At 68.3% G+C, this 26,736-nt stretch carries 26 protein-coding genes; 12 read left to right on the top strand and 14 right to left on the bottom strand.

The genetic code is table 11. The features are described from left to right. Nucleotides 1-52 precede the first annotated feature (52 nt). Nucleotides 53-487: an SRPBCC family protein gene (locus tag AC5Y36_RS04195; protein ID WP_500039601.1), complete on the top strand. Its 435-nt coding sequence runs from the start codon at nucleotides 53-55 to the stop codon at nucleotides 485-487. Between the two features lie 4 nt (nucleotides 488-491). On the opposite strand, the gene AC5Y36_RS04200 is transcribed toward AC5Y36_RS04195, so the two are convergent. Further along, a complete protein-coding gene (locus tag AC5Y36_RS04200) occupies nucleotides 492-2,342 on the bottom strand; it encodes a serine/threonine-protein kinase PknD (protein ID WP_500039602.1) in 1,851 nt (616 codons plus the stop codon). A gap of 140 nt (nucleotides 2,343-2,482) precedes the next feature. Then, entirely contained in the window at nucleotides 2,483-3,163 is a 681-nt protein-coding gene (locus tag AC5Y36_RS04205; protein WP_500039603.1) for a cutinase family protein, read from the bottom strand. A 308-nt stretch (nucleotides 3,164-3,471) separates the two neighbouring features. Here AC5Y36_RS04205 and AC5Y36_RS04210 point away from each other — a divergent pair, with 308 nt between their 5' ends. Both AC5Y36_RS04210 and AC5Y36_RS04215 read left to right on the top strand, forming a co-directional pair. Beyond that, on the top strand, nucleotides 3,472-5,043 hold the full coding sequence (locus AC5Y36_RS04210) for an Hsp70 family protein (RefSeq protein WP_500039604.1): 1,572 nt from the start codon (nucleotides 3,472-3,474) through the stop codon (nucleotides 5,041-5,043). A 17-nt stretch (nucleotides 5,044-5,060) separates the two neighbouring features. Beyond that, entirely contained in the window at nucleotides 5,061-5,789 is a 729-nt protein-coding gene (locus AC5Y36_RS04215; RefSeq protein ID WP_500039605.1) for an SHOCT domain-containing protein, read from the top strand. Nucleotides 5,790-5,877: 88 nt separating this feature from the next. Here the strand turns inward: AC5Y36_RS04215 and AC5Y36_RS04220 are convergent, their stop codons facing one another. Together AC5Y36_RS04220 and AC5Y36_RS04225 are read right to left on the bottom strand one after the other, a co-directional pair. Further along, nucleotides 5,878-6,504, bottom strand: a complete 627-nt coding sequence (locus tag AC5Y36_RS04220) for an MBL fold metallo-hydrolase (protein WP_500039606.1) — start codon at nucleotides 6,502-6,504, stop codon at nucleotides 5,878-5,880. Then, entirely contained in the window at nucleotides 6,501-7,586 is a 1,086-nt protein-coding gene (locus AC5Y36_RS04225; protein ID WP_500039607.1) for an S-(hydroxymethyl)mycothiol dehydrogenase, read from the bottom strand. The genes AC5Y36_RS04220 and AC5Y36_RS04225 overlap by 4 nt, the downstream gene beginning before the upstream one ends. 52 nt (nucleotides 7,587-7,638) lie before the next feature. Between AC5Y36_RS04225 and AC5Y36_RS04230 the strand changes: the two genes are divergently transcribed. The 3 genes from AC5Y36_RS04230 to AC5Y36_RS04240 all read left to right on the top strand — a co-directional run bounded on the left by AC5Y36_RS04230 (nucleotide 7,639) and on the right by AC5Y36_RS04240 (nucleotide 10,189). Continuing rightward, nucleotides 7,639-8,700: an alpha/beta hydrolase family protein gene (locus AC5Y36_RS04230; protein ID WP_500039608.1), complete on the top strand. Its 1,062-nt coding sequence runs from the start codon at nucleotides 7,639-7,641 to the stop codon at nucleotides 8,698-8,700. An 11-nt stretch (nucleotides 8,701-8,711) separates the two neighbouring features. Beyond that, nucleotides 8,712-9,533, top strand: coding sequence for a serine hydrolase domain-containing protein (locus tag AC5Y36_RS04235; protein ID WP_500039609.1), 822 nt, complete (start codon nucleotides 8,712-8,714; stop codon nucleotides 9,531-9,533). 134 nt (nucleotides 9,534-9,667) lie between these two features. Then, the gene (locus AC5Y36_RS04240) at nucleotides 9,668-10,189 is read left to right on the top strand and encodes a DUF3145 domain-containing protein (RefSeq protein WP_500039610.1); all 522 of its coding nucleotides are present in this window, start codon (nucleotides 9,668-9,670) and stop codon (nucleotides 10,187-10,189) included. Between the two features lie 70 nt (nucleotides 10,190-10,259). Here the strand turns inward: AC5Y36_RS04240 and AC5Y36_RS04245 are convergent, their stop codons facing one another. Beyond that, nucleotides 10,260-11,171 (bottom strand): diacylglycerol kinase, encoded by a 912-nt coding sequence (locus AC5Y36_RS04245; RefSeq protein ID WP_500039611.1) that lies wholly within the window; start codon nucleotides 11,169-11,171, stop codon nucleotides 10,260-10,262. After that, the gene (locus AC5Y36_RS04250) at nucleotides 11,168-12,748 is read right to left on the bottom strand and encodes an FAD-binding oxidoreductase (RefSeq protein ID WP_500039740.1); all 1,581 of its coding nucleotides are present in this window, start codon (nucleotides 12,746-12,748) and stop codon (nucleotides 11,168-11,170) included. Before AC5Y36_RS04250 ends, AC5Y36_RS04245 begins: the two co-directional genes overlap by 4 nt. 56 nt (nucleotides 12,749-12,804) lie before the next feature. Here AC5Y36_RS04250 and AC5Y36_RS04255 point away from each other — a divergent pair, with 56 nt between their 5' ends. Together AC5Y36_RS04255 and AC5Y36_RS04260 are read left to right on the top strand one after the other, a co-directional pair. Further along, nucleotides 12,805-13,386 carry a TetR/AcrR family transcriptional regulator gene (locus AC5Y36_RS04255; RefSeq protein ID WP_500039612.1) on the top strand — a complete coding sequence of 194 codons (582 nt, stop codon included), beginning with the start codon at nucleotides 12,805-12,807 and terminating at the stop codon, nucleotides 13,384-13,386. Between the two features lie 47 nt (nucleotides 13,387-13,433). Beyond that, nucleotides 13,434-14,918 carry a glycerol-3-phosphate dehydrogenase/oxidase gene (locus tag AC5Y36_RS04260; protein ID WP_500039741.1) on the top strand — a complete coding sequence of 495 codons (1,485 nt, stop codon included), beginning with the start codon at nucleotides 13,434-13,436 and terminating at the stop codon, nucleotides 14,916-14,918. 28 nt (nucleotides 14,919-14,946) lie between these two features. On the opposite strand, the gene AC5Y36_RS04265 is transcribed toward AC5Y36_RS04260, so the two are convergent. Next, the gene (locus AC5Y36_RS04265) at nucleotides 14,947-15,513 is read right to left on the bottom strand and encodes a methyltransferase family protein (protein ID WP_500039613.1); all 567 of its coding nucleotides are present in this window, start codon (nucleotides 15,511-15,513) and stop codon (nucleotides 14,947-14,949) included. Between the two features lie 178 nt (nucleotides 15,514-15,691). On the opposite strand from AC5Y36_RS04265, the gene AC5Y36_RS04270 reads away from it, so the two are divergent. Both AC5Y36_RS04270 and AC5Y36_RS04275 read left to right on the top strand, forming a co-directional pair. Further along, nucleotides 15,692-16,324, top strand: coding sequence for a TetR/AcrR family transcriptional regulator (locus AC5Y36_RS04270; protein ID WP_500039614.1), 633 nt, complete (start codon nucleotides 15,692-15,694; stop codon nucleotides 16,322-16,324). A 78-nt stretch (nucleotides 16,325-16,402) separates the two neighbouring features. After that, nucleotides 16,403-17,995, top strand: a complete 1,593-nt coding sequence (locus AC5Y36_RS04275; RefSeq protein WP_500039615.1) for an FAD-dependent monooxygenase — start codon at nucleotides 16,403-16,405, stop codon at nucleotides 17,993-17,995. A gap of 3 nt (nucleotides 17,996-17,998) precedes the next feature. Here the strand turns inward: AC5Y36_RS04275 and AC5Y36_RS04280 are convergent, their stop codons facing one another. Further along, the gene (locus tag AC5Y36_RS04280) at nucleotides 17,999-18,814 is read right to left on the bottom strand and encodes a CDP-diacylglycerol diphosphatase (RefSeq protein ID WP_500039616.1); all 816 of its coding nucleotides are present in this window, start codon (nucleotides 18,812-18,814) and stop codon (nucleotides 17,999-18,001) included. Nucleotides 18,815-18,963: 149 nt separating this feature from the next. Between AC5Y36_RS04280 and AC5Y36_RS04285 the strand changes: the two genes are divergently transcribed. Next, nucleotides 18,964-19,653, top strand: coding sequence for a hypothetical protein (locus tag AC5Y36_RS04285; protein WP_500039617.1), 690 nt, complete (start codon nucleotides 18,964-18,966; stop codon nucleotides 19,651-19,653). An 18-nt stretch (nucleotides 19,654-19,671) separates the two neighbouring features. Here AC5Y36_RS04285 and AC5Y36_RS04290 read toward each other — a convergent pair whose 3' ends face one another. Both AC5Y36_RS04290 and AC5Y36_RS04295 read right to left on the bottom strand, forming a co-directional pair. Next, entirely contained in the window at nucleotides 19,672-20,436 is a 765-nt protein-coding gene (locus tag AC5Y36_RS04290) for a TNT domain-containing protein (protein ID WP_500039618.1), read from the bottom strand. A 132-nt stretch (nucleotides 20,437-20,568) separates the two neighbouring features. After that, complete coding sequence (locus AC5Y36_RS04295) at nucleotides 20,569-21,456, bottom strand: LysR family transcriptional regulator (RefSeq protein WP_500039619.1); 888 nt, start codon at nucleotides 21,454-21,456, stop codon at nucleotides 20,569-20,571. A gap of 85 nt (nucleotides 21,457-21,541) precedes the next feature. On the opposite strand from AC5Y36_RS04295, the gene AC5Y36_RS04300 reads away from it, so the two are divergent. Beyond that, nucleotides 21,542-22,291, top strand: coding sequence for an SDR family oxidoreductase (locus AC5Y36_RS04300; RefSeq protein WP_500039620.1), 750 nt, complete (start codon nucleotides 21,542-21,544; stop codon nucleotides 22,289-22,291). A 77-nt stretch (nucleotides 22,292-22,368) separates the two neighbouring features. Here the strand turns inward: AC5Y36_RS04300 and AC5Y36_RS04305 are convergent, their stop codons facing one another. From AC5Y36_RS04305 to acpM, 4 genes are read right to left on the bottom strand one after another with little or no spacing between them, the layout of a single operon-like run. Then, entirely contained in the window at nucleotides 22,369-23,790 is a 1,422-nt protein-coding gene (locus tag AC5Y36_RS04305) for an acyl-CoA carboxylase subunit beta (protein ID WP_500039621.1), read from the bottom strand. A 31-nt stretch (nucleotides 23,791-23,821) separates the two neighbouring features. Next, on the bottom strand, nucleotides 23,822-25,084 hold the full coding sequence (gene kasB, locus AC5Y36_RS04310) for a 3-oxoacyl-ACP synthase KasB (protein ID WP_500039622.1): 1,263 nt from the start codon (nucleotides 25,082-25,084) through the stop codon (nucleotides 23,822-23,824). Between the two features lie 23 nt (nucleotides 25,085-25,107). Next, nucleotides 25,108-26,358, bottom strand: coding sequence for a 3-oxoacyl-ACP synthase KasA (gene kasA, locus AC5Y36_RS04315; RefSeq protein ID WP_500039623.1), 1,251 nt, complete (start codon nucleotides 26,356-26,358; stop codon nucleotides 25,108-25,110). Continuing rightward, nucleotides 26,355-26,663, bottom strand: coding sequence for a meromycolate extension acyl carrier protein AcpM (gene acpM / locus AC5Y36_RS04320; RefSeq protein ID WP_500039624.1), 309 nt, complete (start codon nucleotides 26,661-26,663; stop codon nucleotides 26,355-26,357). Before acpM ends, kasA begins: the two co-directional genes overlap by 4 nt. Nucleotides 26,664-26,736: the final 73 nt, after the last annotated feature.

The following is a 26,736-nucleotide window of genomic DNA, read 5'->3' on the forward strand; positions in this document are numbered from 1 at the left end:
TCATATCTTGCCCTGATCGACGGTCCCGGCGCGCGCCACTAGCCTGGACGGCATGGTTGAGCTTCATCTGCAGCGGACCATCGCCGCGCCGCCGGATCAGGTTTTCGCATGGCTGGCCGACCCCGCCGGTCTGACCGTCCCGGCGGCGGTCCTACGGGCGCGATGGGAGCAGGACGCTCCGGGGCCTGCCCTGGGTGCGGTGCGCCGGGTGATCGGGTTGGGCGTCTGGTTCCGGGAGGAGATCACCGCCTACGACCCGCCGCACAGTTACTCCTACCTGATCCTGTCGTCGTTTCCGCCGTTCAACCACGAGGGCGGCACCCTGACGTTCACACCGTCCGGCGGTCGCACCCGGGTCGATTGGGACAGCAGCTACACCCATCCGCTGTGGGTGGGTGGAAAGCTGCTGGAGCCGCTCACCCGTCGGCTGCTGCACTCGAGCTTCGAGGAGATCCTCAACGCGTGTGCGGCGGCGCTGGAGAGCTGAGCGTTCACTCCGGTTTCAGCGAGATCACCTGGTTGGAGTGGCCGGCGACGTAGACGGTGCCCAGGTTGTCCACCGCCAGCCCCCACGGGTAGTCCAGTCCGCTGAACGGAAGTTCGGTTTGGGTGGTGGACCCGGCCGGGAGTTTCAGTACCCGGTTGTTGCCGCTGTCGGTGACATACACGTTGCCGTCCTTGTCGACGGTCACCCCGCCGGGCTCGTTGAGGCCCGTGAACGGCAACTCGTTGGGCGAGGTCGAACCGGAGGGCAAGGACAGCACCCGGTTGTTGCCCCCGTCGGCGACGTAGATGGTGCCGCCTTCGTCGACCACCACACCGGTGGGGGCCTTCAGGCCGGTGAACGGCAGCACCGATTGCCGGTGCGAGTCATCATCGAGGGCGATCACCTGATCGTTCTCGGTGTCGACGATGTAGACCACCCGGCTGCTGCTCACCGAGAGGCCGGTCGGGTTCCCTAACCCGGAAAACGGCAGCATGGTCACGGTATTGGTGCCGGCCCGAAGGGTCACCACCCGTTTGTTGCCGGCGTCGTTGACGTACACGTTGCCGCTGGCGTCCGCGGTCACCCCGGTCGGGTAGTTGAGGCCGTCGAATGGCAGCGGCGCCGGTTCGGTCGCGCCTGCCGGCAGCGCCAACACCCGATTGTGCAGGGTGTCGGCGACATAGATCGTCCCGCCGAAGTCCACCGACAGGCCTTGCGGTTCGCGCAGCCCGGTGAACGGCATGATCGATTGGCGGGGGTTGACCTCCTGCGACCCGTGATGGGTCAGCGTGACGGCGGCCGTGCCGCCGAGCGCCAGGACGGCGACGACCGCGGCGGCGATGAGGGAGGTTTTGCGGCGCCACCACGCCTGCGCCGGTGCCGGCGGGGCGGGGGCGGGGGCGGCGGGTGCCGGCGCCGAGGGCATCGGGCGTGGTGCCGGCGGTGGCACCGAAAAACCGGTGCCCGGCGTCATGTGGCCACCGGAGGCCATTTGGGTGTGGGCCACCGGCTGCGGACCCGAGATCGGCCCGGAGATCGGCGACCCCAGGACCTCGTGGCTGGCGCGCGCCAACTCCATTGCGCTGCCGAACCGTTCGCCGGGGTTCTTGGCCATACCGCGGGCGATCACCATGTCGAAATCTCTGGGCACCGACGGAATGATCAGCGACGGCCGCGGTGGCGGCGTCACCAGATGATTGGTGATCTGCTGTTCCATGCTGTTGCCCGGGAACGGGTGCTGCGAGGTCAGGCACTCATAGAGCACGCAGGTCAACGAGTAGACATCGGACCGGGCGTCGGCCAGATTGGCGTTGTTGCCGAACCGTTCGGGGGCCATGTAGTGGAAGGTGCCGATGATGTCGCCCGCCGCCGTCAGGTTCAATTCATCTGCTGCGCGTGCGATTCCGAAGTCGATCAGGTAGGCGAAGTCGTCGTCGTCGAGCAACACGTTGGACGGCTTCACGTCGCGGTGCAGCAGACCGATCTTGTGGGTGGCGTTCAATGCCCGGGCGATCTGATCGACGATGTGCACGGCCCGCTGCGGGTGCAGCGGCCCGTAGTTCAGCACCGACTGCAGGTCGCGGCCCTCGACCAGCTTCATGTCCACGAACAGGCGACCGTCGATCTCACCGTGATTGTGAATCGGGATGACGTGCGGGCTGTTCACCCGTGCAACCGCGTGGGCTTCACGGCGGAACCGCTGCAGGAACAGCGCGTCGCGGGAAATCTCCGCGGGCAGGATCTTGATGGCGACGATCCGGTCGATGACAGTGTCATGCGCGCGCCAGACTTCGCCCATTCCGCCGCGGCCCAACAACTCGATCAGTCGGTACTTCCCGAACTGAGATCCGTTCAACGACCCCTCCAACAGCAAAACCGGCCGGCTCCGTGATCCGTCACCGTTGTCGGGTCCGTTGCGGCCGGGTGGTGCGGATTTTACGTCAACGCCACCGACAGCAGGGCGACGTCAGCCAATTTGGCAGGGGCGCGTCAGACTCAGAGGTGGTTGGCTGCGAACGTGGCCGCCCTCTCGACCAACCCGCCGGACGCGTAGGAATTGTGTGCGGCGAATTCCAGCCCCTCCGAGCACACCGGGTCGTCGGTCGCGCACAGCTCGATGGTCTTGCCGACATACAGCGGGCCGATCACGACCGGAGGCTGACCCAGGAAGTTCATCGCCCGCACGTTGGGCTTCCCGAACAGTACGACCGACGACACGTGGTTGGCGACGTCGGGCTGCAAGGGGCGGGGCACGGTGGCCGGATCCACCTCGGCGGGCACCACTTCGGAGGTCACGAAACCGGCCACCGCGGCGCCCTGGGAGAAGCCGCCGAGCACCATCCTGGTGTTGGGGCAGCTCGTGGCCATCGATTCGATGTGGGCGCCCGCGTCACGCACCCCGTCGACGGCGGTGGGCCAGTCGTCGCTGGCCGGGTAGTTGACGGCGTACACCCCGACGGATTTGCCGCCGACCTTCGGGCGCAGCGCGTTGACGAATGCGTCCCCGGTCGGCCCGACCCCCGGGGCTTCGCCGGTGCCGCGCGCGAACGTCACCTCGACGTCGGGGCACGGCTGGGCGGATGCGTAGGGCATCAACGGGCCGATCAGTGTGCCGGCCGCCGCGGCGATCGCGGCGATCGGGAATCGGGTGACAGCGTGGAGCGGTCGGCGAGTCATGTTCGTCCTCCTGTTTCCACATCGGGTATATCCCAGAATGCGGACGCGCGCACTGCGAGAAGAGAATCGACTGCCACCGCCGACGGGCATCATCTGTCGGCTAAGGAATTGTGCAACGCCGCATAGGCGTTGAGCGCCCACGAAGATGAGAGTACCGCCAGCCGGCGCGATCCCACGGGACGCGCGCGGCCGTGTTGCCGCATAATCTGCGCGCACGGCACCTCGCCAACGGCTCCGCGAAAACAGATACATTGGTTGCCGATGTGCGCGGGCACGTCGTGGACACCGGAAAGTGGACGGCAGGACGGATGCAGCCAGCGATAGGTCTGTCGGTTGGGGCCACCAACCTGGCAGCCGTTACCGCCGACAGCTCGCTGACCCGCAGGCCGGTGCTGACCCTGTACCCGCACCGCCAGTCCGAGGTCGGGGGGCCGACGGAGAACATCAACCTGACCGAGCCGGGTCTAGTGATCGCCGACTTCGTCAACCGGGTCGGCGCCTCGGCCGGCATCACGGCGACCGACGGATCCAAGCACCGTGCCGAGGATCTGCTCGCCGACGGGCTGCGCGCGCTTGCCCATGCGGCGACCGGTGGCAGCCCGTTGCCCGATGTCGCCGGGGTGACCTATCCGGCGTACTGGTGCCTGTCGGCGGTGGCGGCCCTGCGCGAAGCGCTGAACAGGGTGTCGGCCTGGTCGCAAGGTCTGCTGCTGGTCTCCGAGGTCGCCGGTGCGCTGGCCGCGCTACCGACCGAGATCGATGTGCCGACCGGGATGGTCGCGGTGTGCGACTTCGGCGGGAGCGGGACCACGGTGACCTTCGTCGATTTGGCCCCCGCCGAGCGCGGGGGCTATGCGCAGGTCGGTGCCAGCCTGCGCCACCTCGGCTTCTCCGGTGAGCTGATCGATCAGGCCCTGGTCAATCACGTGGTGGCGGAGTTGTCCGCGGGCGGCACCTTCGACGGCTCACTGTCCTCGGGCATCGGATCGCTGGCCCGGCTGCGCGCCCAGTGCCGCGACGCCAAGGAGCAGCTGTCGGTGGCCGCGTCGACGGTATTGAACGTCGACCTTCCGGGTTTTCAGGGGGACGTCGAGCTGACCCGGGCCGACCTTGACGACGTCGTCAGCCGGCCGCTGACGACGTTCTATGACGTGCTGCGAAGTGGGTTGGAGCACAACGGAATCAGTGGTGGCCTGGTGGCGATCGCCGCGGTCGGTGGCGGAGCCAATATTCCCGGGGTCATCGCCGGGCTCTCGGAGTGCTTCCAGGTACCGGTGATCACCGCCCCGCAGCCGCAGTTCGCCGCGGCGCTGGGCGCCGCGCTGCTGGCCGGTGAGGGGCAGTCCGGCGGGGGAGTCACCGCATTGGTCCGCGCCGGCGACGCTGCCGTGGCCGCGCGGATGGGTCAGAAGGCCAGCGTGATGGACACCGTGCGAGCGTGGGCGCGCCGGCCTGCGGCGCTGGCGTTGGCCGCCGGTCTGGCCGCGATTGTTCTGGCCGCCATCATCGGGATCGCCATGCTGGTGCGCTCGCACGGCGGCGCGGTGCAGCCGACGGTGACGCCGCCGCCGTCGAGCACCACAAGCACACACCGCACCACGACCACCACAGCGCCGCCCAGCCCGGTGATCCCGCCGCCCCCGATGGAAACGATTCCCGAACCGGTGGACACCGGGGAGCCCGAGATCACCGAGGCGCCGCCCCCGCCGGAGCCCACGGCGACGCTGCCGCGCACCACTCCGGCCAGCACGGCCCCGGCTCCGACGACACCGATGCCGTCGTCGGCCACCACCGGCCCGTTGACGACAACCCCGTCCTCGCAACCGTCAGAGGTACCGCACATCCCGCACATTCCGGGTTTGCCGCGCGTGCAGCAGTAGCGTGGCACACTTCGCTGATGAGGTGGCCCCGCGTCGCGGTGGTGGGTTCCGGCGTGCTGTTGGGAGTCTCCATCGTCGGCTTCGTCGTCTCGCTGGTCCTGAACCTGTTCGTGCTGGACCGTTACGACGCCTACGGCGAGGTGCCCATCCCGGGTTCGGGCACGGTGCAGCTGCCCGCCGGCGAGGTGACGGTCAGCTTTCACACCCAGGTCATCGGCAGTCCCAACGGCGGGGGGTTGCCGGTACCGCCGCTGGGGATCAGCATCGACCCGCCGGCCGGCGTCGCCGACCCGCAGGTGACCGAAAGCTTCGGCGGGACAACGACGGTCAACAACGATTCGCGGCGTCGGGTGTGGCGTATCCAGGTCCCGGCGGAAGGCCGCTACGCGATCACCACCGAAGGACAGGTCAACGGATACATCAACCCGCGGCTGGCATTCGGTCACGACAGTTCGCTGGACGTCCTGGTGTGGGCGTTCGTCGCGCTGTTCGTGGTGGCGCTGCTGGGCCTGGGCGCGGGAATCTGGGCGTCGGTGCGCACCCCGAAGCCCGCGGTGGCGTCGGCGCCGTCGGCGTTCCTGCCGCCCGATCCCGGGCCCGCGTCGTTCGGCGCGCCCAGCTACGAACCCACCGGCGAGGGCATCCGGATCGAACAGCTCAGACACCTGGCGGCGCTGCGCGATAGCGGCGCGTTGACCGACGCGGAGTTCCAGGCGGAAAAGCGCCGAATCCTCGACGAGCTCTAGCGGCCCGCCTTTCAGGGATGACTCTGCGCCCAGGGCGCGATTTCGGCCCGAATCCGCGCCGTCAGCGCAGAGTCAACGAGGGTAGGGTTCAGTGGCCGCGGGCCACCCACTCGTCGTAGTGCACGATCTCGTCGCCGACGGTGGTGCTGTCGCCGTGGCCGGTGTAGACGACGGTGTCGGCGGGCAGCGCGCCCAGGCGCTGCGAGATGGACGCCAGGATGGTGGGGAAGTCGGAGAAGGAACGCCCGGTGGCGCCGGGGCCGCCCGCGAACAGGGTGTCGCCGCTGAACACCGCCCCCAGGTCGGGGGCATGCCAGCACACCGACCCGGGTGAGTGTCCCGGGGTGTGCAGCGCCCGCAACTCCAACCCGCCGACGCGCAGCGTGTCACCGTCATCCACCGCCCGAAAATCGCTGTCGGGGTGCGTCATCCGCCACAACATGTCGTCGGCCGGATGCAGCAGCACCGGTGCGTCGAGCGCACGGCCCAACTGCGGGGCCACCGTGATGTGGTCGTTGTGGCCGTGCGTGCACACCACCGCCACCACATTGCGCCCACCGACCGCGTCGACGATCGGGGCCGCGTCGTGGGCGGCGTCGAACACCACCACGTCGGCGTCGTCGCCGACGATCCAGATGTTGTTGTCGACTTCCCAACTGCCGCCGTCGAGTTCGAAGGTGCCGTGGGTGACCACGCGTTGAACACCGCTGGTCACAACACCACCACCGAGCGCAGCACCCCGCCGCCGTGCATCTTGTGGAACGCTTCCTCGATATCGCCGAGCCCGATGCGTTCGGAGACGAACCGCTCCAGCGGCAGCCGGCCCTGCAGATACAGGCTGATCAGGGTGGGGAAGTCGCGTTCGGGCAGGCAGTCGCCGTACCACGACGACTTGAGCGACCCGCCGCGGGAGAAGAAGTCGATCAGCGGCATGTCCAGGCGCATGTCGGGCGTCGGCACACCCACCAACACCACCGTGCCCGCGAGGTCGCGGGCGTAGAACGCCTGCTTCCAGGTCTCCGGGCGCCCGACCGCGTCGATCACCACGTCGGCGCCGAAACCGTCGGTGAGGTCCTGGATCGCCTCGACCGCATCCTGGGTGCGGGCGTTGACGGTGTCGGTGGCTCCGAAGTCGCGGGTCCAGGCCAGCTTGGTGTCGTCGGTGTCGACGGCGATGATGCGCCGGGCCCCGACCAGGGCCGCACCGGCGATCGCGGCGTCCCCGACGCCGCCGCAGCCGATCACCGCCACGGTGTCGTCGCGGCTGACGCCGCCGGTGTTGATCGCCGCGCCCAGGCCGGCCATCACCCCGCAGCCCAGCAGCCCGGCCACCGCCGGGTCGGCGGCCGCGTCGACCTTGGTGCACTGCCCCTCGTGGACCAGCGTCTTGTCGGCGAACGCGCCGATGCCCAGCGCCGGGGTCAGTGCGGTGCCGTCGATCAGCGTCATCGGCGTCGACGCGTTGAAGGTGTCGAAGCAGTACTGCGGCCGGCCACGCTTGCAGGCCCGGCACTGCCCGCACACCGCGCGCCAGTTGAGCACCACGAAGTCGCCGGGCTGCACGGCGGTCACCGCCGAACCCACCGCCTCGACGACGCCGGCGGCCTCGTGGCCGAGCAGGAACGGGTATTCGTCGTTGATGCCGCCCTCGCGGTAGGTCAGGTCGGTGTGGCACACCCCGCAGGCGGTGACCTTGACGACGACGTCGTTGGCACCCGGATCGGGGATCACGATGTCCACCAGTTCGACGGGTTGGCCCTTTTCACGTGAAATCACGCCGCGCACCGTTTGACTCATGGATTACAAACTAACGCTTGCTTGGCACGCTCCGCTGTTAGGCTCCGCCGTCATGGCTCCTCGGGTGGCGCACGGGCTGGCCGCAGCGGTGCTGATCGTGGCAAGCAACGGGCTGACCGGATGCACGACGCGCTCGCCTTCCTGGGTGGATGAACCGGTCACGTTCACCGCGGGGGGCATGACGGTGTACGGCACCTTCCGGCACCCGGGCGGCCCCGGGGCATCGGTGCCCGGCGCGTTGTTGATCGCCGGCAGCGGACCGACCGACCGGGACGGCAACACTGCCCTGTTACCGGGAACGATCGACACCCTGCGCAATGCCGCGCAGGCGCTCTCCGAGGACGGGGTAGCGAGCCTGCGATACGACAAGCTGGGTAGCGGTCAGACCGGTCTGGGCCATTACACCGCAGATCCCGCAACCATCGGCCTGTCCGCATTTGAAGATGAGGTGCGCGCCGCGCTGGGGTTCTTGGCCGATCGACCCGGTGTCGATCGCGCGCGCATGATGATTCTCGGCCACAGCGAAGGGGCGCTGTTCGCCCTGCGGGCGGCGGCCGCTGCGCCGGGGACGGCGCCGTCGGTGCGGGCGCTGGCGCTGGTGGAGCCGGCCGCCATCCGCATCCTCGACGCGGTGTCCCAGCAAGCCCGCGCGCAGGCCGACGCCGCCGTACAGGCCGGACAGGTCACGGCCGCGCAGGCCGCGGAGAGCACAGCGGCGATCGATCGCGCCATCGCCGCGTTCCGGGCGACCGGACAGGTCCCGTCCGATGTGCCGCCTGGCCTCAGACCGGTCATCAACGCCGTCAACGCCCACGCCCTCGCCCAAGAAGATGCCATCGACCCCGCCGCAGTTGCCGCCGAACTGCCGTCGGCGATGCCGGTGCTGGTGACGTGCAGCGACGCCGATATCCAGGTCAGCTGCCACGACGTCGACCACCTGGTGTCCGGCTTGGCGGCGGCCGACGCCAAGACCGACTACGTGCATCTGGCCGGCGTCAGTCACGCTCTCAAGGAGGACCCCAGCAAGACAGCGGGCGGCTACACCGAGCCACTGCCGTTCTCCAGCCAATTCGCCGATGCGCTGGCGGCATTCGTCAAGGCGAACCTGGCCTAAGCTGTCGCGCGATGGATGCGCTTGAAATTCTTGACGACTGGCCGGTGCCCAACGTCGCCGCCGCGGTGGTGGGGCCGACCGGCATCGTGGCCAGCCGCGGAGACACCAGTCGCCCATTCGCGCTGGCCTCGGTGACCAAGCCGCTGGTGGCGCGCGCCGTGCAGGTCGCGGTCGAGGAGGGCGCCGTCGAACTCGACACTGCCGCGGGGCCGGACGGTTCCACCATTCGCCATCTGCTCGCGCACGCGTCCGGGTTGGCGATGCTCTCCGGTCAGGTGCTCGCCAAACCCGGCGCCCGGCGCATCTACTCCAACTACGGCTTCGCGGTGCTGGCCGAGGCGGTACAGCAGGCCTCCGGCATCGCGTTCGACACCTACCTGGCCGAGGCGATCTTCGCGCCGCTGAGCATGACGTCATCGCGGCTGGACGGCGGGGCCGCGGCGGCGGGGTTCGGCGCCACCTCCACGGTGGCCGACCTGTCGGCGTTCGCCGCCGATCTGCTGCACCCGGTCACCGTGTCGGGGGCGATGCACACCGAGGCGACCACCGTGCAGTTTCCCGGCCTGGACGGGGTGCTGCCCGGATACGGGGTGCAACGGCCCAACGACTGGGGGCTGGGCTTCGAGATCAAGGGAGCCAAGACGCCGCACTGGACCGGGACGGCGAACTCCGCGCGCACCTTCGGCCATTTCGGCCAGTCGGGCACCCTGATCTGGGCGGATCCGGCTGCAGACGTGGCCCTGGTGGTGCTCACCGACCGCGATTTCGGCGACTGGGCGCTGCCGTTGTGGCCCGCGCTGGCCGACCGGGTATTAGGAGAGTGTGTGAAGTAGCCCCGCAGACTAGCGCAACATGCGCCTCACAGGGCACAATAGACACGCACAACACTTCAATATCAGCAGCATCGTTGCTTTACATGCGCTCACCGGCCGTTGGGGAAGACGTCCTGGAGCCAAAGGAGCAGCAGATGCGTGCGTCGAACCAGTTCGCCGAGGTGACCACCGGCGTGGTGTATATCCACGCCTCGCCCGCGGCGGTGTGCCCACACGTCGAGTGGGCATTGACCTCAGCTTTGGGGACTCCGTCAGCTCCGGCCAAGCTCAAGTGGACGCCGCAACCGGCGATGCCCGGACAGCTGCGGGCGGTGACGAACTGGGTAGGCCCGGTCGGCACCGGTGCCCGGCTGGCCAGCGCGCTGCGCTCCTGGTCGGTGCTGCGTTTCGAGATCACCGAGGACCCCAGCGCCGGCGTCGACGGACAGCGGTTCTGCCACACCCCGCAGCTGGGCCTGTGGAGTGGGGTGATGAGCGCCAACGGCGACATCATGGTCGGCGAGATGCGGCTGCGGTCGATGATGGCCGCCGGGGCCGACGCGTTGGCCGCCGAGTTGGATTCGGCGCTCGGCACGGCCTGGGATGAGGCATTGGAGGCTTACCGCGACGGCGGCGACGGTGCGGAGGTGAGCTGGCTCAGCCGCGGCGTGGGCTGATTCCCCACCGCGAGCAGACACAGAATCGCACGACGCGGGCCCCGCGCGTGCGATTCTGTGTCTGCTCGCGCTAGTGAGGCCGCAGGATCTGCAGTGCGCCCGGTATCGCCGACACCGTGACCGGCAGCGGCGCGACGTAGTCGCCGTCGGCGTAGGCGTTGATCCCGGGGCACTCCACCCGAATCGAGGTAGCCCGCCGGGTGCTCACCTCGTCGAGGCTCACATGGGTGCCCTTGAACACGGTGGGGAACAGCCGGATCAGCTTGGTGCGGGAATCCGAGTGCACCATGGTGACGTCCAGCAGGCCGTCGGCGTGATCGGCACCCGGGCAGATCAGCATCCCGCCGCCATAGCTGCGGGTATTGCCGAACGCCGCCAGCGTCAGATCGATGTCCAGCGGCTCGTCGTCGTCGAACGTCAGCCGGAACGGCAGCAGCCGCAGCTTGGACATCTCGGCCACCATGGCCACGTTGTAGCGCATCCGGCCGTGCGGCCAGCGCATCCGATTGACCCGATCGCTGACCAGCGAATCGAAGCCGGCCGCCATCACGGTGCCGAACCAGGACGGTGCGGCACCATCGGGTTCGATGCGGCCCAGATCGATGGTCTCGGTCCAGCCGTCGGCCACGACGTCGGCGGCGGCCTCGGGATCGCCGGTGGGCAAACCGTATTCGCGGGCGTGGTCGTTGCCGGTGCCGGCCGGCACGATCCCCAGCGGTACGTCGCTCAGCGCCAGCGACTGCAGGGCCAGCGAGATGACACCGTCACCGCCGGCCACCACCACCGCGTCGGTGCCGGCGGTCAGCGACTCGTCGAGCAGCTGGCGCGCGTGCTGGGGATCGGAGCCCACGATGTGGTTGACGTCGATGCCGCGCCGCTGGAACTGCGCGAGCGCCCGTTCGGCAGCGTGCCGGGCATTGCCGTGCCCGGCCGCCGGATTGGTCAGCAGCGTGACGCGGGCGATCTGGCGCCGAGAACTCATGGGATCAGTTTGCCGGGGTTGAGGATTCCCGCCGGATCCAGCGTGGCCTTCACCGCGCGCAGCACCTGCACACCCAGTTCGCCGACCTCCTGGCCCATCCACGGCCGATGGTCGGCACCCACGGCGTGGTGGTGGGTGATGGTTCCGCCGGTGCTCATGATCGCGTTGCACGCAGCGGCTTTGGCGGCCCGCCACTGCTCGATCGGATTGCCGCGCTGTCCGGCGACGACGGTGAAGTACAGCGATGCCCCGGTCGGGTAGACGTGCGAGATGTGGCACAGCACCAATGCCGGGGTGCCGCTGTCGGCCAGCGCCGTGGTCAGCGCGTCGGTGACGGCGGCCTTGAGTGCGGGAACGTTCGACCAGTCGGTGGCGGTCTCCAGTGTCTCGCACAGTGCTCCGGCGGCCAGCAGCGAATCACGCAGGTACGGTGCGGAAAACCGGCCGTGCTCCCAGGCCCGAGCCGGTTCCTCGCCCAGCGAGGTGCCGCCGTGCGCGGCCAGCACCGCGCGGGTTTCGGCATGGCGGCTCTCGGTGTGTTCGGCGGTGCCCTCGAACAGCGTGATGGCCAGGCAGCCGCCGGTGATCTGCTGTTCGCCGATCTGCTCGGTGCTGGCCAGGTTGACGCCGGTCTCGGCCTCATCGGAGAGCCGCACGACGGTCGGGCCGGTGCCGGTCTGGGTGATCGCGCGCAGCGCCGCGGCGCCGGTGGTGAAGTCCGGGAACGACCACGCCTCGTAACGGGTGGTCGCCGGCACCGGATGCACCCGCACCCGGACCCGGGTGATGACGCCGAACACGCCCTCCGAACCGATCAGCAGCTGGCGCAGGTCCGGGCCGGCCGCCGAGGCCGGGGCACGACCCAGATCCAGCACGCCGGCCGGGGTGATGGTCCGCAGCCCGCGGATCATGTCGTCGAAGCGGCCGTAGCCGGCCGAATCCTGGCCGGAGGACCGGGTGGCGGCGAAACCGCCGATGGTGGCGAACTGGAAGCTCTGCGGAAAGTGGCCGAGCGAAAAGCCGCGCTCGCCGAGCAGGCGTTCGGCGTCCGGCCCGGTGACGCCGGCGCCCAACTCGGCCTCACCGGACACCTCGTCGAGCGACAGCAGTTGGTCGAAGCGCCGTAGGTCCAGCGACACCACGGTGGCGAACTCGCCGCGGATCGGGTCCAGCCCGCCGACCACGCTGGTGCCGCCCCCGAACGGGACCACCGCGATGCCGTGCTGGCTGCAGTACTCCAGGATCGCCGCGACCTCGTCGTCAGCGCCCGGCAGCAGCACCGCGTCGGGTGCGTCCTGGATTCCGGAGTCGTTGCGCCGCAAGAGATCCAGCGTCGACTTCCCTCCGGCACGCAGCAGCCGTCCGGGCTGGTCGACACGGCAGAACTCCGCGCCGACGATCTGCGACAGCGCCTGGCGATCGGCGTCGGACAGCGACGACGGACGCAACTGCACCTGATCGGCGTCGGGCTCCGCGGCGCTGGTGCCGTCCACCCCGAGCGCCACCTTGAGCAGCTGGCGAATCCCGTCGGACAGGGGCTTTGCGGCGGCTGGGTCGCCCCAGGCGTTCCACTTCATCGGGGGCGTGAACGTGGCCTGGGCATCGGACGCTGTCATGCGTTACAGTATTACACATGTTGTCAACTAGTAATGATGAGCCGGGGGATGCGGGCGACCGGATCCTGGACGCCGCGGCCAGTTGTGTGCTCGCGTTGGGAGTCGACCGGGTGACGTTGGCGGCGATCGCGCGCCGTGCCGGCGTCAGCCGCCCCACGGTGTATCGGCGCTGGCCGGACAGCCGGTCGGTGATCGCCGCGCTGCTCACCGTGCGGATCACCGACGCCTGGATTCATGTGCCCGCCGCGTCGGGTAGCGGACGTGAGGCCCTGGTCGAGCGGATCATTGCGGTGGCAGCGCGGCTGCGCCGAGACGAGGTCGTCATGGAGGTGCTCTACCACGCACCGGAGCTTGCGATGGTGTACATCGCCGAGCGGATGGGCGCCAGCCAGCGGCGGCTGATCGACGTTGCCGCCCTGGAACTCAGCGCCGCGCAGGCCGACGGCAGCGTCCGGGAGGGCGACCCACGACAGCTGGCGGCGATGTGCCTGTTGATCACCCAGTCGGCGATCCAGTCGACGCGGGTGGTGGCGCCGATCCTGGACGCCGACGCGCTGGCCGTCGAACTGTCCTACGCGTTGAACAGGTACCTGTCGTGAACCCCGACGCCAGTGCGCTCAACGCGACCCGCCGCACCGTGGAATTGATGGCCCTGGCCGACGGCGAGCCGGTCGATGTCGTCGTGATCGGCGGCGGCATCACCGGCGCCGGCATCGCCCTGGATGCCGCCACCCGCGGACTGCGGGTGGTGCTGGCCGAAAAGCACGACCTGGCGTTCGGCACCAGCCGGTGGAGTTCGAAGCTGGTGCACGGCGGATTGCGCTACCTGGCGACCGGAAACGTGGGTATCGCCCGGCGCAGTGCGATCGAACGCGGAATCCTGATGACCCGCAACGCACCTCATCTGGTGCGGGCCATGCCGCAGTTGGTCCCGCTGCTCGGATCCATGGGATGTGGGCAGCGCGCGTTGGTCCGCACCGGCTTTCTGGCCGGTGACGTATTGCGCCGGCTGGCCGGCACCCCGTCCACGGTGCTGCCCGGTTCCCGGCGTATCTCGTCGGCGCAGGTCCTCGACCTGGCTCCGACCGTGCGGCGCGACGGCCTCGACGGCGGAGTGCTCGCCTACGACGGGCAGTTGATCGACGACGCCCGGCTGGTCGCCGCAGTGGCGCGCACCGCCGCCTCGCACGGCGCCCGGATCCTGACCTATGTGGCGGCCTCGGAGGTGACCGGCACCTCGGTGCGGCTGACCGACCAGCGCAGCGGCGAGTCGTTCGACGTGACCGCACGCGCGGTGATCAACGCCACCGGCGTATGGGCCGAAGAGATCGACCCGACGCTGACGTTGCGGCCCAGCCGTGGAACGCATCTGGTGTTCGACGCCGAGGCCTTCGGCAACCCGACCGCCGCACTGACGGTACCGATTCCGGGCGAGTCGAACCGCTTCGTGTTCGCCATGCCCGAGCAGTTGGGCCGGGTGTACCTGGGGCTCACCGACGAAGAGGCGCCCGGCCCGATTCCCGATGTGCCGCAACCGACGCCGGAAGAGGTCACCTTCCTGCTGGACACGGTGAACACCGCGCTGGGAACCGCGGTGAGCGAGGCTGATGTGATCGGCTCCTACGCGGGACTACGGCCACTGATCGACACCGGCGAAGGCCGGACGGCCGACGTGTCACGCGACCACGCGGTGGTGGAGGCGCCGACCGGCGTGATCAGCGTGATCGGCGGCAAGCTGACCGAATACCGCTACATGGCAGCCGATGTGCTCAACCGGACGGTCAAGATGCGGCGCCTGTCGGCCGCGCCGTGCCGTACCCGCGATCTGCCCCTGGTCGGTGCGCCGGCCAATCCCGGCTCCGTGGTGCCACCGATGGCCAGCGTGCCCGAGTCGCTGGTCCTGCGGTACGGGGCCGAGGCCGCCAACGTGCTGGCCGCCGCCACCTGCGAGCGGCCCGGCGAGCCGGTCGCCGAGGGGATCGACGTCATCCGTGCCGAATTCGAGTACGCCGTCACCCACGAGGGCGCGCTCGAGGTCGGCGACATCGTCGACCGTCGTACCCGGATCGGCCTGGTGCCGGCGGACAGGGAGAAGGTCGTGGAGGTGGCCGCGCAGTTCCTGGCCGGCTAGCCCTCCGCTGTTGCGAGTGACCCGGCGTTTACAGGTACCGTCGGACCCGGCCGCAGTAGTTCGCGTACTCCTGGCCGTAGTGCTCCCGCATGAAGGCTTCCTCCCGCAGCACTTGACGGTTGAACAACCATAGGGCTGTCGCCAGGTAGGCCAGCGGGATCCAGTTGGGGAACACCAGAAATTCGCCGAGCAATACCAGACCGAAACCCACGTATATCGGGTTGCGGCTGACGGCGAACACCCCCGATGTGACGAGCTTGTCGGGTTGATCCACGTCGATGCCCACCCGGAAACTCCGGCCGAAGGAGATCAGGCTCAGCAACACGAACAGTGCGCCCGCGCAACACACCGCGACCCCGATCCAGGCGACGGTGTCGGAGGTGAAGAGCCGCTGATGGCTGACCTGAGGCCAACCGAAGGCGGCGGCGAGAACGACATAGAAGTAGAACAGCGCGAAGGGCGGGATCAGGAAGTCCTTCTTATCGATGTTCCCGAGGTGCAACGGATGGGTCCCGCTGCGGCGCAACATGATCACTCGCGTCACCACCATGCCGAAAGTGAGCAGAAGTACCGTGGCGGCGAGGTATCCGGGCATCGAACCGTCCTCCTGGTGTCGCAGCGACACTTATTCATCGACCGATGAAATCATCGCATGATGAATAATGGGCCCGATGTCCGCCGGTGTCAAGGGTCTACCCGTCATCCTGGAGCGCACCATCAGCGCGGCAGATAGACTGATGCGGAACTCATAAGTCTCGGTTAGGGCAAACGACATGGAGTCTGACAGCGTCCCGACGGCCGGCGTCGGGCGGCGGCCGCGAAGCCCGCGACGCCTCGATCGGTCGCTGGACGCGGCCATCCTCGATGCAGCACTGCAGGGGGTGGCAGAAGCGGGATATGACCGGCTGAGCATGGACGACATCGCGGCGCGTGCCGGCGTTGGCAAGGCCGCGATCTATCGTCGCTGGCCGTCGAAGGCCGTCGTGGTGGCCGACGCGATCGCGCACTGGCGGCGCGGGCAGGGCTCCGTCGCGGCGCCCGACACCGGAAGCCTGCGCGGCGATATCGACGCGCTGGTCGCGGCGGTACCCGAGTTCGATGATGCTGGTCTGAGCACAATTCGGGTCATTATCGGGGTCGCGACGGCCGCGATGCACAACCCCGTCCTGGCCGCCGCCCTCGACGACCTCGTGCTGTCGCCGCCGCGCCAGGTGATCCGGGCGTTGCTCGACCACGCGGTGGCACGCGGGGAGATCCCGGCCGGCCGCGACCTGAGCCTGATCCCCGACGCCGCGCTGGGCCTCAACGTCCTGCGGATGATCACCGGGCGGCCGATCGACCGGGTCTATGTCCGCCGGGTGCTCGACGACGTGATTCTCCCGCTGGCCGGTGCACCCGCACCCTAGCCGGTTGCGCCGCGACGCGGGGAGTGCCACATTGGACCTAAGCGGAACTGATTAGTTCCGCCTAGCGAGGAGGTGGCGATGAACGAGAACCGGGTTCCGGTGCTGATCGTCGGCGCGGGTGCCGCCGGCCTGAGCGTCTCCACGTTGCTGGCACAACACGGTGTCCGCTCGCTGCTGGTCGAGAAGCGCCGCGAGACTTTCATCTACCCGAAGGCCCGCAACCTGAGCTTTCGCAGCCTGGAGATCCTGCGCGGCCTGGGCCTCGCCGAGCGGGTCCATGCGGTCGCCGAGGGCGTTTCGGACATGCCCACCAAACCCGCGCTGAACAGCACCGCGCAGCAAAAGGCGTTTGACGTCGACGCCATCTTCGCGCCGTTCGACGGGCTGAGTCCCGAGCCGTCCGCACAGTACTGTCCGCAGAGCGCGTTCGAGCCGATGCTGCTCGAGGAGATTCGCCGGTGCGGCAGCCAGGCGCGCTACGGCACCGAACTGTGCTCGTTTCGGCAGGACGCGACCGGCGTCACCGCCGTGGTACGCGACCGGGATTCGGGTGTGTCTCAGACGGTGCGCGCCGACTACCTGGTGGCCGCCGACGGCGTGCACAGTCCGGTCCGTGGTGCACTCGGAGTGCCGACCTCCGGGCATGGGGCGCTGCCGATCTATCTGGTGTTCATCTATTTCCGGGGGCCGTGGCGGAGGTTCGTTCCCCAGCTCGGCGACGGCGACGCCATCCATGTCAAGAACGACGACGTGGACGGCATCTTTCTACCGGTGCGCGACGACTTCGGCATGTTGGCCTGCACCTACCTGCCCGGCCGGGCGGAGCACGCCGAGCAATTCACCGTCGACCGGTGCCGGGAGATGCTCACCAAGGCGATAGGGGAGCGCATTGATCTCGAGATCGTCGATGTCGCGCCATGGCAGCCCTACGAGCGGGTAGCCGAGCAATTCCGCTGCGGCAGGGTGTTTCTCGTCGGCGACTCGGCACATTCCATGCCGCCGTTCAAGGCCGGTGGCGCAAACTGCGCCATTGCGAGCGCACACAATCTGGCCTGGAAGCTTGCCGCGGTGCTGACCGGGATGGCCGGTGCGTCGTTGTTGGACACCTACCACGCCGAGCGGCACCCGGTCGGCCGCTTCAGCGCTCGTCAGTCGCTGACCGGGCCGTCGCTGCACCTACTGCAGGTGAACGACGAGGTACCGGGGTTGCCTCCCGACGAGGAAGCGCCGATGTTCGCGTTACTCATCGGCCACCAGTATCGGTCGGCCGCCGTGGTGAGCGACGAGCCGGCGCCGGCCGACCCAGACGCCGTGTCGCTGGTGCCGGAATTGCACGGCCAGCCCGGGACCCGGGTTCCGCACGTCTGGTTGATGCGTGGCGGCCAACGGGTTTCGACGCTCGACCTGCTCGGCGCGGGCTTCGCCGTGTTCACCGGAGACCGGGGTGCGCCGTGGCAGGCCGCCGCGTTGCGCGCATCGGAAGCCCTGGGCATCCCGTTGGCGGTGCATCGGATCGCCGATGACGCCTGGCTGCGCGCCACCGGACTCACGCCCGACGGTGCGCTGCTGATCCGTCCCGACGACATGATCGGATGGCGGGTCGACGCGCTGCCGACAGATCCGGATACCGAGTTGCAGCGGGTGTTGTCGGTGATCCTGGCCCGCAACTGAGGTTTACTTGGGGGCTTCGTTCATCAGAAACTCGATGTTCTTCGCCCCCGGGTTGGTCGCCTTGCTGACCTCGTCGCTACTGAGGACGATCACGCCGTTGCCCTTCTTGTTCGCCGTCACGAAGATAGTTTCGTCGCCCATCCCGACCTTTTGTGCGGCAAGTCCTTTCACCACCTGGTCGTTGAGCACAGCGAAGATGTTGCGATCCAGGTTGGGGGCGTTCCATGCCCGGAACTTCTTGCCCATCACGGTGATCACCGACTCGGCCCATTTGGACTCCGTCGTCGGGATCGACTTCGACGCGTTGTTGAGATCCGTGCGGGCGGCCGGCTGGATCCGGCTGAGGTGAATGTGCAGCTGGGCACGGGTGCGCCCGTGTGCCGAGTTGATGCCGATCGCCCAGTCGGTGCCCATCGGGAGGTGACTGGTTTTCTGCCGCGCTTCCTGGAAATAGTTGGCCGCACCAGCATCCAGCAGGTTGGGGCACTCGACTCCCAACTCCCGGATCGCGGCGATGAGCAGCAGGTTGTACTTGCTCGCCGCTTTCCCTTTCCCGCCGTCGTGGATGGCGTAGCCCAGATCCCGATTGTTCTTCGGCCAGACCACTTCGATGTTGTTGCCCTTCTTCAACGGCTTCGCGTCCTTGACGTCATTCCACAGGTCGATGTTGTCGCCGGTGTCGCCGCACGCGGGATTGGGCCAGGCGGGCGCGGCCATCGCCGGTGGCGCCGCCCACCCGCTGGCCAGGCAGGTGGACGCCACCGCGAGGCACACGAAGAACCGGCGTGCGGCGCGGGAAATGAACCGAGTGTCGTTCATGGGACACCTCCTCCATGTCAGGGATTGTCGGGAGCATATGCGCCAGGTGGTCCCCACGGCGGTGAACAGACGCAAACGTTCCCAAATCGCGGGCGTGTCGTGGGGTTTTACGGCTGTCCGCACCCGGCTCGGGGCCGCATACTGGGCGGATGAGACCTCCGTTTCTGAGCGCCCTGGCCGCGACGATCGCTGTCGCCGCAGTGGTGGCGGGCTGCTCTTCGCGTACCGAATCCGCCCCGAACTCCACATCGCTGACCACCAGCACTGGCGGTGGCGCAGCCACCGAGGTGATCAACGCGGTCGCCGTCGACCGCGACGGCCATCCCGCCAACGGCTACCACGAAAACACCGGCGGGGAACCGGTTCCCGGTCCGGCGGAATGCACCGAGGCGTCCCCGGCGGCGGTGAGTAGCGACATCTACCGCTGCGGGCCGTCCGCGTTCGGCGCGGACGTGTGCTGGCCCGCTTCCGGCCCGGACCTGCTGTGCATGAATGACCCATGGGCCCAGGAACTGCACCGGATTCGTGCCGGTGCCGCGCTGCCCTCCGTCGGCCCGCCGGCCAAACCCATTCCGGTCGCGCTGCTGCTCGCCGACGGCACCCAGTGCCGGCTCCGCAATGGCGGTGCCTGGGGCCACCGGCACGATGACCTGGTGGCCTACTACGGGTGCGTGGGGACTCCCGGACTCAGCGTGCTGGCGCCGAGCGACCGTTCCGATCCGATCGACCGGACGGCGCCGACGTGGACGGTCAAGGTCGGTCCCAACCAGGCACCGGACCCGGCGGCGCCGCCACCGGTGACCGCGCAGGTGCGCACGGCCTGGTTCGCCGCCAACTGATCCCGCGGGCAGCGCCGATCAGGGCCGTTGCTCGATCAGATACGCGTCCGTCGTACCGGCTCCCTTGGGGCCGTTGGTCAGCAACCACAGCACGGTGAGTTTGTCGTCCGGTTGGTTGTCCACATAGCTGGGCATCAGCACGTATTGGGTGCCCAGGCCCGGCTGGCCGAACCACGGGGCGATCGGTCCGGCGTCGACCTTGAAATCGTGCGCGACACAGTAGACGTGATAGTTGCTCGGCGGAATGATGGTGTTCTGCGTCCACTTGTGGCCCTCGTAGTCAGCGTTGGTGTGGTCGGCGGTATCCAATGCTTGCGGCGGGAGCGCCCGCTTACCGAACGGGGTGTCCTTGGGCGCGAGGAACTTCCCCGTCGCGAAGCCGAACCGATCCAGCATTGTCCCGGCCTTCAACGTGATCTGCTTGCGGTCCGGGGCGCCCAATGTGCCGCCGGATTTCGTGGCGAACCCGTCGGGGCCCGGCGGCCAGATCCAGGTTGCCGAATGCTGGTCATCGACTGGCGGCTTGACGAAGTTGTGCTTGAACCCGTCAAGGTCCATGGCGCCAAACCGCTTGTAGTGACCCACCATCGCGGCTACCGGCGCATCGTGCGGCAACGGGTCGGGACCCAGCATGAGGTCGTCGTTGAAACCGTGGGTGGTCGGCGGCGTATCGGGCAACGAGCCGCGTTCACCGCATCCCTTGGCGTTCGCGGTAACCGGCGGCACCAGCAACGACAGCAGCAACATGATCAGCGCGACAGTGATCGGCGGGCGCTTCGGCATGTGGTGTCTCTTTTCTGGGCGACCCGCGCCCGATCATGCCCCCGCGTTGGTACCGCGTGCTGCGGCGTGGGTTGATGTTAGAGGCGTTTCGGCGCGTGCGGAAACAAATCGACGGATTTGGCCGGCACCGATTCAGCGCACAATCTTCTCGCGCACCGGAGAGCCGGTATGCGGCTGCCAGAGCCCCTGCATCGGCACCAGCAACGGCTCGTCGAGATCGACGACCGTGACGGCGCCGCCGATCGCCGGACCCGGCGGCGCGGTGACGAATGCGACGGCATTTTCGGTCAGTGCCGCTGCCTCCGGCGGGCAGCCCTGCACCCGGCTGACTCGGTACTGAGGCTCGAAACCGGCTCGCCGGCAGGCGTTCACGAGAAAGTCGCTGTAGTACGACGAGCCCGGCGGCGCCCACAGCGCGATGGCCTCGGTGGCCAAGTCGGTGACGGCGATGCGGGACCGGGCGGCCAGCGGGTGCTCGCTGCACACCGCGACCCGCAGCTCGTCATAGCGCACCACCGCGCTGGCCAACTGCTCCTGCGGCACCACCCCGCGCCGCAGGCCGAGATGCACCGTGCCGTCGCGCACCGCCGCGGCCAGCCGATCGGGAAAGAGCTGCATCACGGTGAACGAGGTGTCCGGCAACGCCGCGATGGTGTCCTGCAGCAGCGCGTACACATCGATGCTGCTGATCGCGGGGGAGTGACCGACGACGAACTCGTCCGGTTCTCCGCCGGCCGCCGCCCGGGTGTGCCGGGTGATGGTTCGGGCGGCGGCCAACAGGGGGCGACCCTCGTCGAGCAGGGTCTGTCCGGCCGGGGTCACGGAGATCCGGCGGCCGGCGCGCACCAGGAGCGTCGCGCCGATCTCCTTCTCCAGCTGTCGTACCGAACTGGACAGCGCCTGTTGCGACAGGTGGAGGTGGCGGGCGGCGCGGGTGAAGCCCGAGGCCTCCACGACCGCGACAAAATGGGTCAGCCGGCGTAGATCGGGAACGCTGATATCGGATTGGGAGTCGGTCACTGGCCTGCTATCCACAAGGTTTGTTTGTCAAAAGGTCGCAGATCATTGTTTCTCATTTGTGGTTGCGGGGTCTACCTTCGATTCCATGAGCAACCTGACCGGAAAATCAGCGGTGGTCGCGGCCGGCGCCAAGAACCTCGGCGGACTGATCAGCACCACGCTGGCAGCCCAGGGCGTCAACGTCGCGGTGCACTACAACAGCGCCAGCTCCGAACCTGACGCCGACAAGACCGTCGCCGCAGTCCAGGACGCCGGGGTGAACGCGATCAAGGTGCAGGGCGACCTGACCAAGCCGGCCAACGTCACCGCGCTGTTCGGCGCGGCGGTCGACGCGTTCGGCGGTGTCGATCTCGCCATCAACACGGTCGGCAAGGTGCTGCGTAAGCCGATGGTGGAAACCACCGAGGCTGAATACGATTCGATGTTCGACATCAACGCCAAGGCGGCCTACTTCTTTTTGCAGGAGGCCGGCAAGCGACTGAACGACAACGGGTCGGTGGTGACGATCGTGACGGCGCTACTGGGTGCCTTCACCGACGGCTACTCCACGTACGCGGGCTCCAAGAGTCCGGTGGAGCATTTCACCCGGGCGGCGGCCAAGGAGTTCGGGGTGCGCGGCATCAACGTCAACAGCGTGGCGCCCGGACCGATGGACACCCCGTTCTTCTATCCGCAGGAGACTCCCGAACGGGTCGAGTTCCACAAGTCGCAGGGGATGGGCAATCGGCTGACCCAGATCGAGGACATCGCGCCGCTGGTGACGTTCCTGGCCGACGGCGGCCACTGGATCACCGGTCAGACCATCTTCGCTAACGGCGGCTACACCACGCGCTAACCCCCTGCCGAGCAGACGTAAATGTGCCCTGTAACAGCGTTACTAGGGCACATTTACGTCTGCTCGCCGGGAGAAAATTACAGCGGGATGTTCTTGTGGCGGCCGCGGCGGGCGGGGGCGCTGGCCAGCGCCTCGGTCAGCCTGCTGCGGGTGTGCGCCGGGTCGATCTTCTCGTCGACGACACCGATGTCGATGGCCGCGTCCACGCCGCCGGCGATCCGCTCGTGCTCCTCGGCCAGCTCATCGTGCAGGGCCTCGCGCTCGTCGTCGGGTGCGGCGGCCAGCTTCTTCTTGTGCAGGATCCCGACGGCGGCCTTGGCGCCCATGACGGCCACCTCGGCGTCCGGCCAGGCGAACACCTTGGTGGCGTTCAGCGAGCGGGAGTTCATCGCGATGTAGGCGCCGCCGTAGATCTTGCGGGTCACCAGGGTCACCCGCGGCACCGAAGCCTCACCGAACGCGTGCAGCAGCTTGGCGCCGCGACGGACCACGCCGCCCCACTCCTGGTCGACGCCGGGCAGGTAGCCGGGCACGTCGACGACCACCACCAGCGGGATGCCGAACGCGTCGCACAGCCGCACGAAACGTGCTGCCTTCTCGGCGCTTTCGGAGTTCAGGCAGCCACCCAGCCGCAGCGGGTTGTTGGCCAGCACGCCGACCGTACGACCGGACAACCGGCCCAGGCCGATCACCATCGACGGCGCCCACTTGGCCTGGAACTCCGCGAACGGCTCATCCGAGTCGAGCAGCGCCTCCACCAGCGGGTGCACGTCGTAGGCGCGCCGCGGCGACTCCGGCAACAGCGCGTGCAGGTCGGAGTCGCCGGCCTCGGCCTTGGTGCGGTCGAAATGTCCCTGCTGGCAGAACAACCCGACCAGCTGGCGGCCGCGTGTGTAGGCGTCGAGTTCGTCGTCGGCGACGATGTGGCACACCCCGGACTTCTTGTGGTGGGTGTCGGGTCCGCCGAGGGACGCCATGTCGACGTCCTCGCCGGTGACGCTGCGCACCACGTCGGGGCCGGTGACGAACACCCGACTCTCCGGCGCCATCACGATCACGTCGGTCAGGGCCGGACCGTAGGCGGCGCCGCCGGCGGCGAACCCGACCACCACCGAGATCTGCGGGATGTACCCGGAGGCGCGGATCATCGCCTCGAACACCAACCCGACCGCGTGCAGCGCACGCACACCCTCGGCCAGCCGCGCACCGCCGGAGTGCCAGATGCCCACGATCGGGCTCTGCTCGGCGATGGCGGCGTCGTAGGCGTTGACGATGTGCGCGCAGCCCTCGACACCCATCGCGCCGCCCATCACGGTGCCGTCGGTGCAGAACGCGATGCTGCGCACCCCGTTGACGGTGCCGGCAGCGGCCAGCACACCCGAGCGGTCGCGCTCGTGCAGCAATTCCACGCTGCCGTCATCGAAGAAGGTGGACAGCCGCAGCAGCGGGTCGCGGGGGTCGAGTGATTCGCTGATCGTCTCGGGTGCGGTGATCGTCATCGCGTGTTTCTCCTCCTGTTGTGAGGGTTCGTCAATACCGGCCGAAGGCGGTAGCGACGTTGTGCCCACCGAATCCGAACGAATTGTTGATGGCGTACTGATAGTTGCCGGGGCGCGGCTGGCCTGCCACGACGTCCAGGTCGATTTCGGGGTCCAGATTGGCCAGGTTGAGCGTCGGCGGAATGACCTGGTCCCGCAGCGCCTGCACGGTGAGGATCGCCTCCACCGCGCCGACGGCGCCGACGGAATGGCCCAGCGCCGATTTGGGCGCGTACACGGCCGCCTGGTGGCTGCCCAACGCGAGGTTGATGGCTTTGGATTCGGCCACATCGCCGACCACGGTGCCGGTGGCGTGGGCGTTGATGTGGTCGATGTCTTTGGGGGTCAGCCCCGCCAGCTGGATCGCCCGGGTCATCGCGTGGCCGGCCTGTTCGCCGTTGGGGTCGGGGGCCACGATGTGGTAGCCGTCGGAGGTGATGCTGGCGCCCATCAGGCGGGCCAGCGGCCGGGCCCCGCGGGCTTTGGCATGCGCCTCGGTTTCGATGATCATGATCCCGGCGGCCTCACCGAACACGAATCCGTTGCGATCCCGGTCGAACGGCCGGCAGGCGCCGGCCGGGTCATCGTTGGTGGTCGACAACACGATGCGCATCTGGGCGAAGCCGGCGATCGGCACCGCTTCGATCCGGGTCTCCACACCACCGCAGATCGCGATGTCGGCCTCGCCCAAAACGATCTGCTGCCAGGCGTGGGCGATACCTTCGGAACCGGACGCACACGCCGAGATCGGGGTGATGACCCCGGCTTTGGCGTGGTGATCCAGCCCGACGGCAGCGGCCGCGCCATTGGGCATGTACTTCTGCACCGTCAGCGGGGAGACCGCCCGAAAACCGCGGTCCCGCATGGCGTCGTAGGCGTAGACCAACTCCTCGGTGGAGCCCATCCCGGTGCCGATGGACACCATCAGCCGCCGGGTGTCGACCTCGGGTGAGCCGGCGTCCACCCAGGCACGCCGGCTCATCACGGTCGCCATCTTCTGCAGATAGGACAACCGCCGAAGTTCGGTACGGGTCAGGCCTTCGTCGAAGGACTCAGGGGTCTCAACGAGATGCCCGCCGATGCGGACCGGCAGGTCGTACTGCTCGACGAACGAATCCGTCAACGTGCGGATCCCGCTTTGCCCGTCCAGCAGCGCCTTCCAGGTCCCCTCCGCGTCGGTCGCCACCGATGTCGTCATCGCCACTCCGGTGACGACGACATCGGGGAAACCGTTCCCTGTAGCCAGCGATGACATGCCTACTCCGACAGACCTCGTGCTCAGTACCGCCCGAAGGCGAGCGCGACGTTGTGCCCACCGAAGCCGAACGAGTTGTTGATGGCGTACTTGTAGTCGCCGTACCGGGGTTCGCCCGCGACAACGTCGAGGTCGATCTCCGGGTCCGGTGTCTCGTAGTTCAGCGTCGGCGGAATGACGCCGTCACGCAGCGACAGCACCGTCAGCACCGACTCGAGCGCACCAACCGCACCGATGGAGTGGCCCAGCGCCGACTTCGGCGCGTACACCGCGGCGTGCTCGCACCCGGCGACCCGGATGGCGTTGGCCTCGGCGGTGTCACCGATCGGGGTGGCGGTGCCGTGGGCGTTGATGTGGTCGACATCCTTGGCGGACAGTCCGGCCAGCTCCAGCGCACGGGTCATGGCGCGGCCCGCCCGCAGACCGTCCGGAGACGGCGCCACCATGTGGAAGGCGTCCGAGGTGATGCCGGCACCCATGATCCGAGCCAGTGGCTTGGCGCCACGGGCCTTGGCGTGCTCCTCGGTCTCGATGATCATCAGCGCACCGGCTTCGCCGAACACGAATCCGTCGCGGTCCTTGTCGAACGGCCGCGACGCACGCTCGGGTTCGTCGTTGCGGGTGGACATGGCGCGCATCATCGAGAACGCCGCGATCGGCAGCGCTTCGATGCCGCCTTCCACACCGCCACACACGACGATGTCGGCGTCACCCATGATGATCTGGCGCCAAGCGTGGGCGATGGCCTCCGACCCGGACGAACACGCGGACACCGGAGTGATCACCCCGGCACGCGCGCCGAGCTGCAGACCGACGACCGCGGCAGCGCCGTTGGGCATGATCATCTGCACGGCCAGCGGCGACACCTTGCGCGGGCCGCCTTCGTTCATCAGGTCATAGGTTTCGACGATCTTCTCGCCGCCACCCAGCCCGGTGCCGATCACGACACCGAAGCGGTCCGGGTCGACCTCCGGGGTACCGGCGCGCTCCCAGAGCCGGCCGCCGAGCAGCTTGGCCATCCGCTGCACGTAGGACATGCGGCGCAGGTCCAGCCGGCCCATGTGGTCGTCGACACCGTCCTTGAGGTGACCGCCGATGCGCACCGGCAGGTCCCATTTGGTGACGAACTCGTCCTCGAGGACGTGGATGCCGCTTTCGCCGGCCAGCAATCCCTTCCAGGTGCTGTCGACGTCAGCGCCGATCGAAGTAGTTGCCTCAACGGCGGTTACCACAACACTGGGGTAACCGCCGTTTAGCGTCGAAGACGAGGTCACTGGTTCTCCGCGGCAAACTTCTCGCGCAGGGCAGCGGCAGCCTCGGGGTTCTCTTCCTCGAGCTTCTGGATGTAGTTCACGACGTCACCGACGGTGCGCAGGCCGGCGAGGTCCTCGTCGGGGATCTTCACGCCGTACTTGTCCTCGGTCTGCACCGCGATCTCCACCATCGACAGCGAGTCGATGTCCAGGTCGTCGACGAACGACTTCTCCATGGTGACCTCGGACGGCTCGATACCGGTCACCTCTTCGATGATCTCGGCGATGCCGGCGATGATTTGTTCCTGCTCCGGAGTGGTGGCCACTGTGGCTCCTTTGTTTCTTGGTTGTGTTACTCGGACGTACGGGGTAAATCCTGGTCGTGCTTGGTGACGCGGC

This window comes from Mycobacterium sp. NGS50, assembly GCF_059812545.1.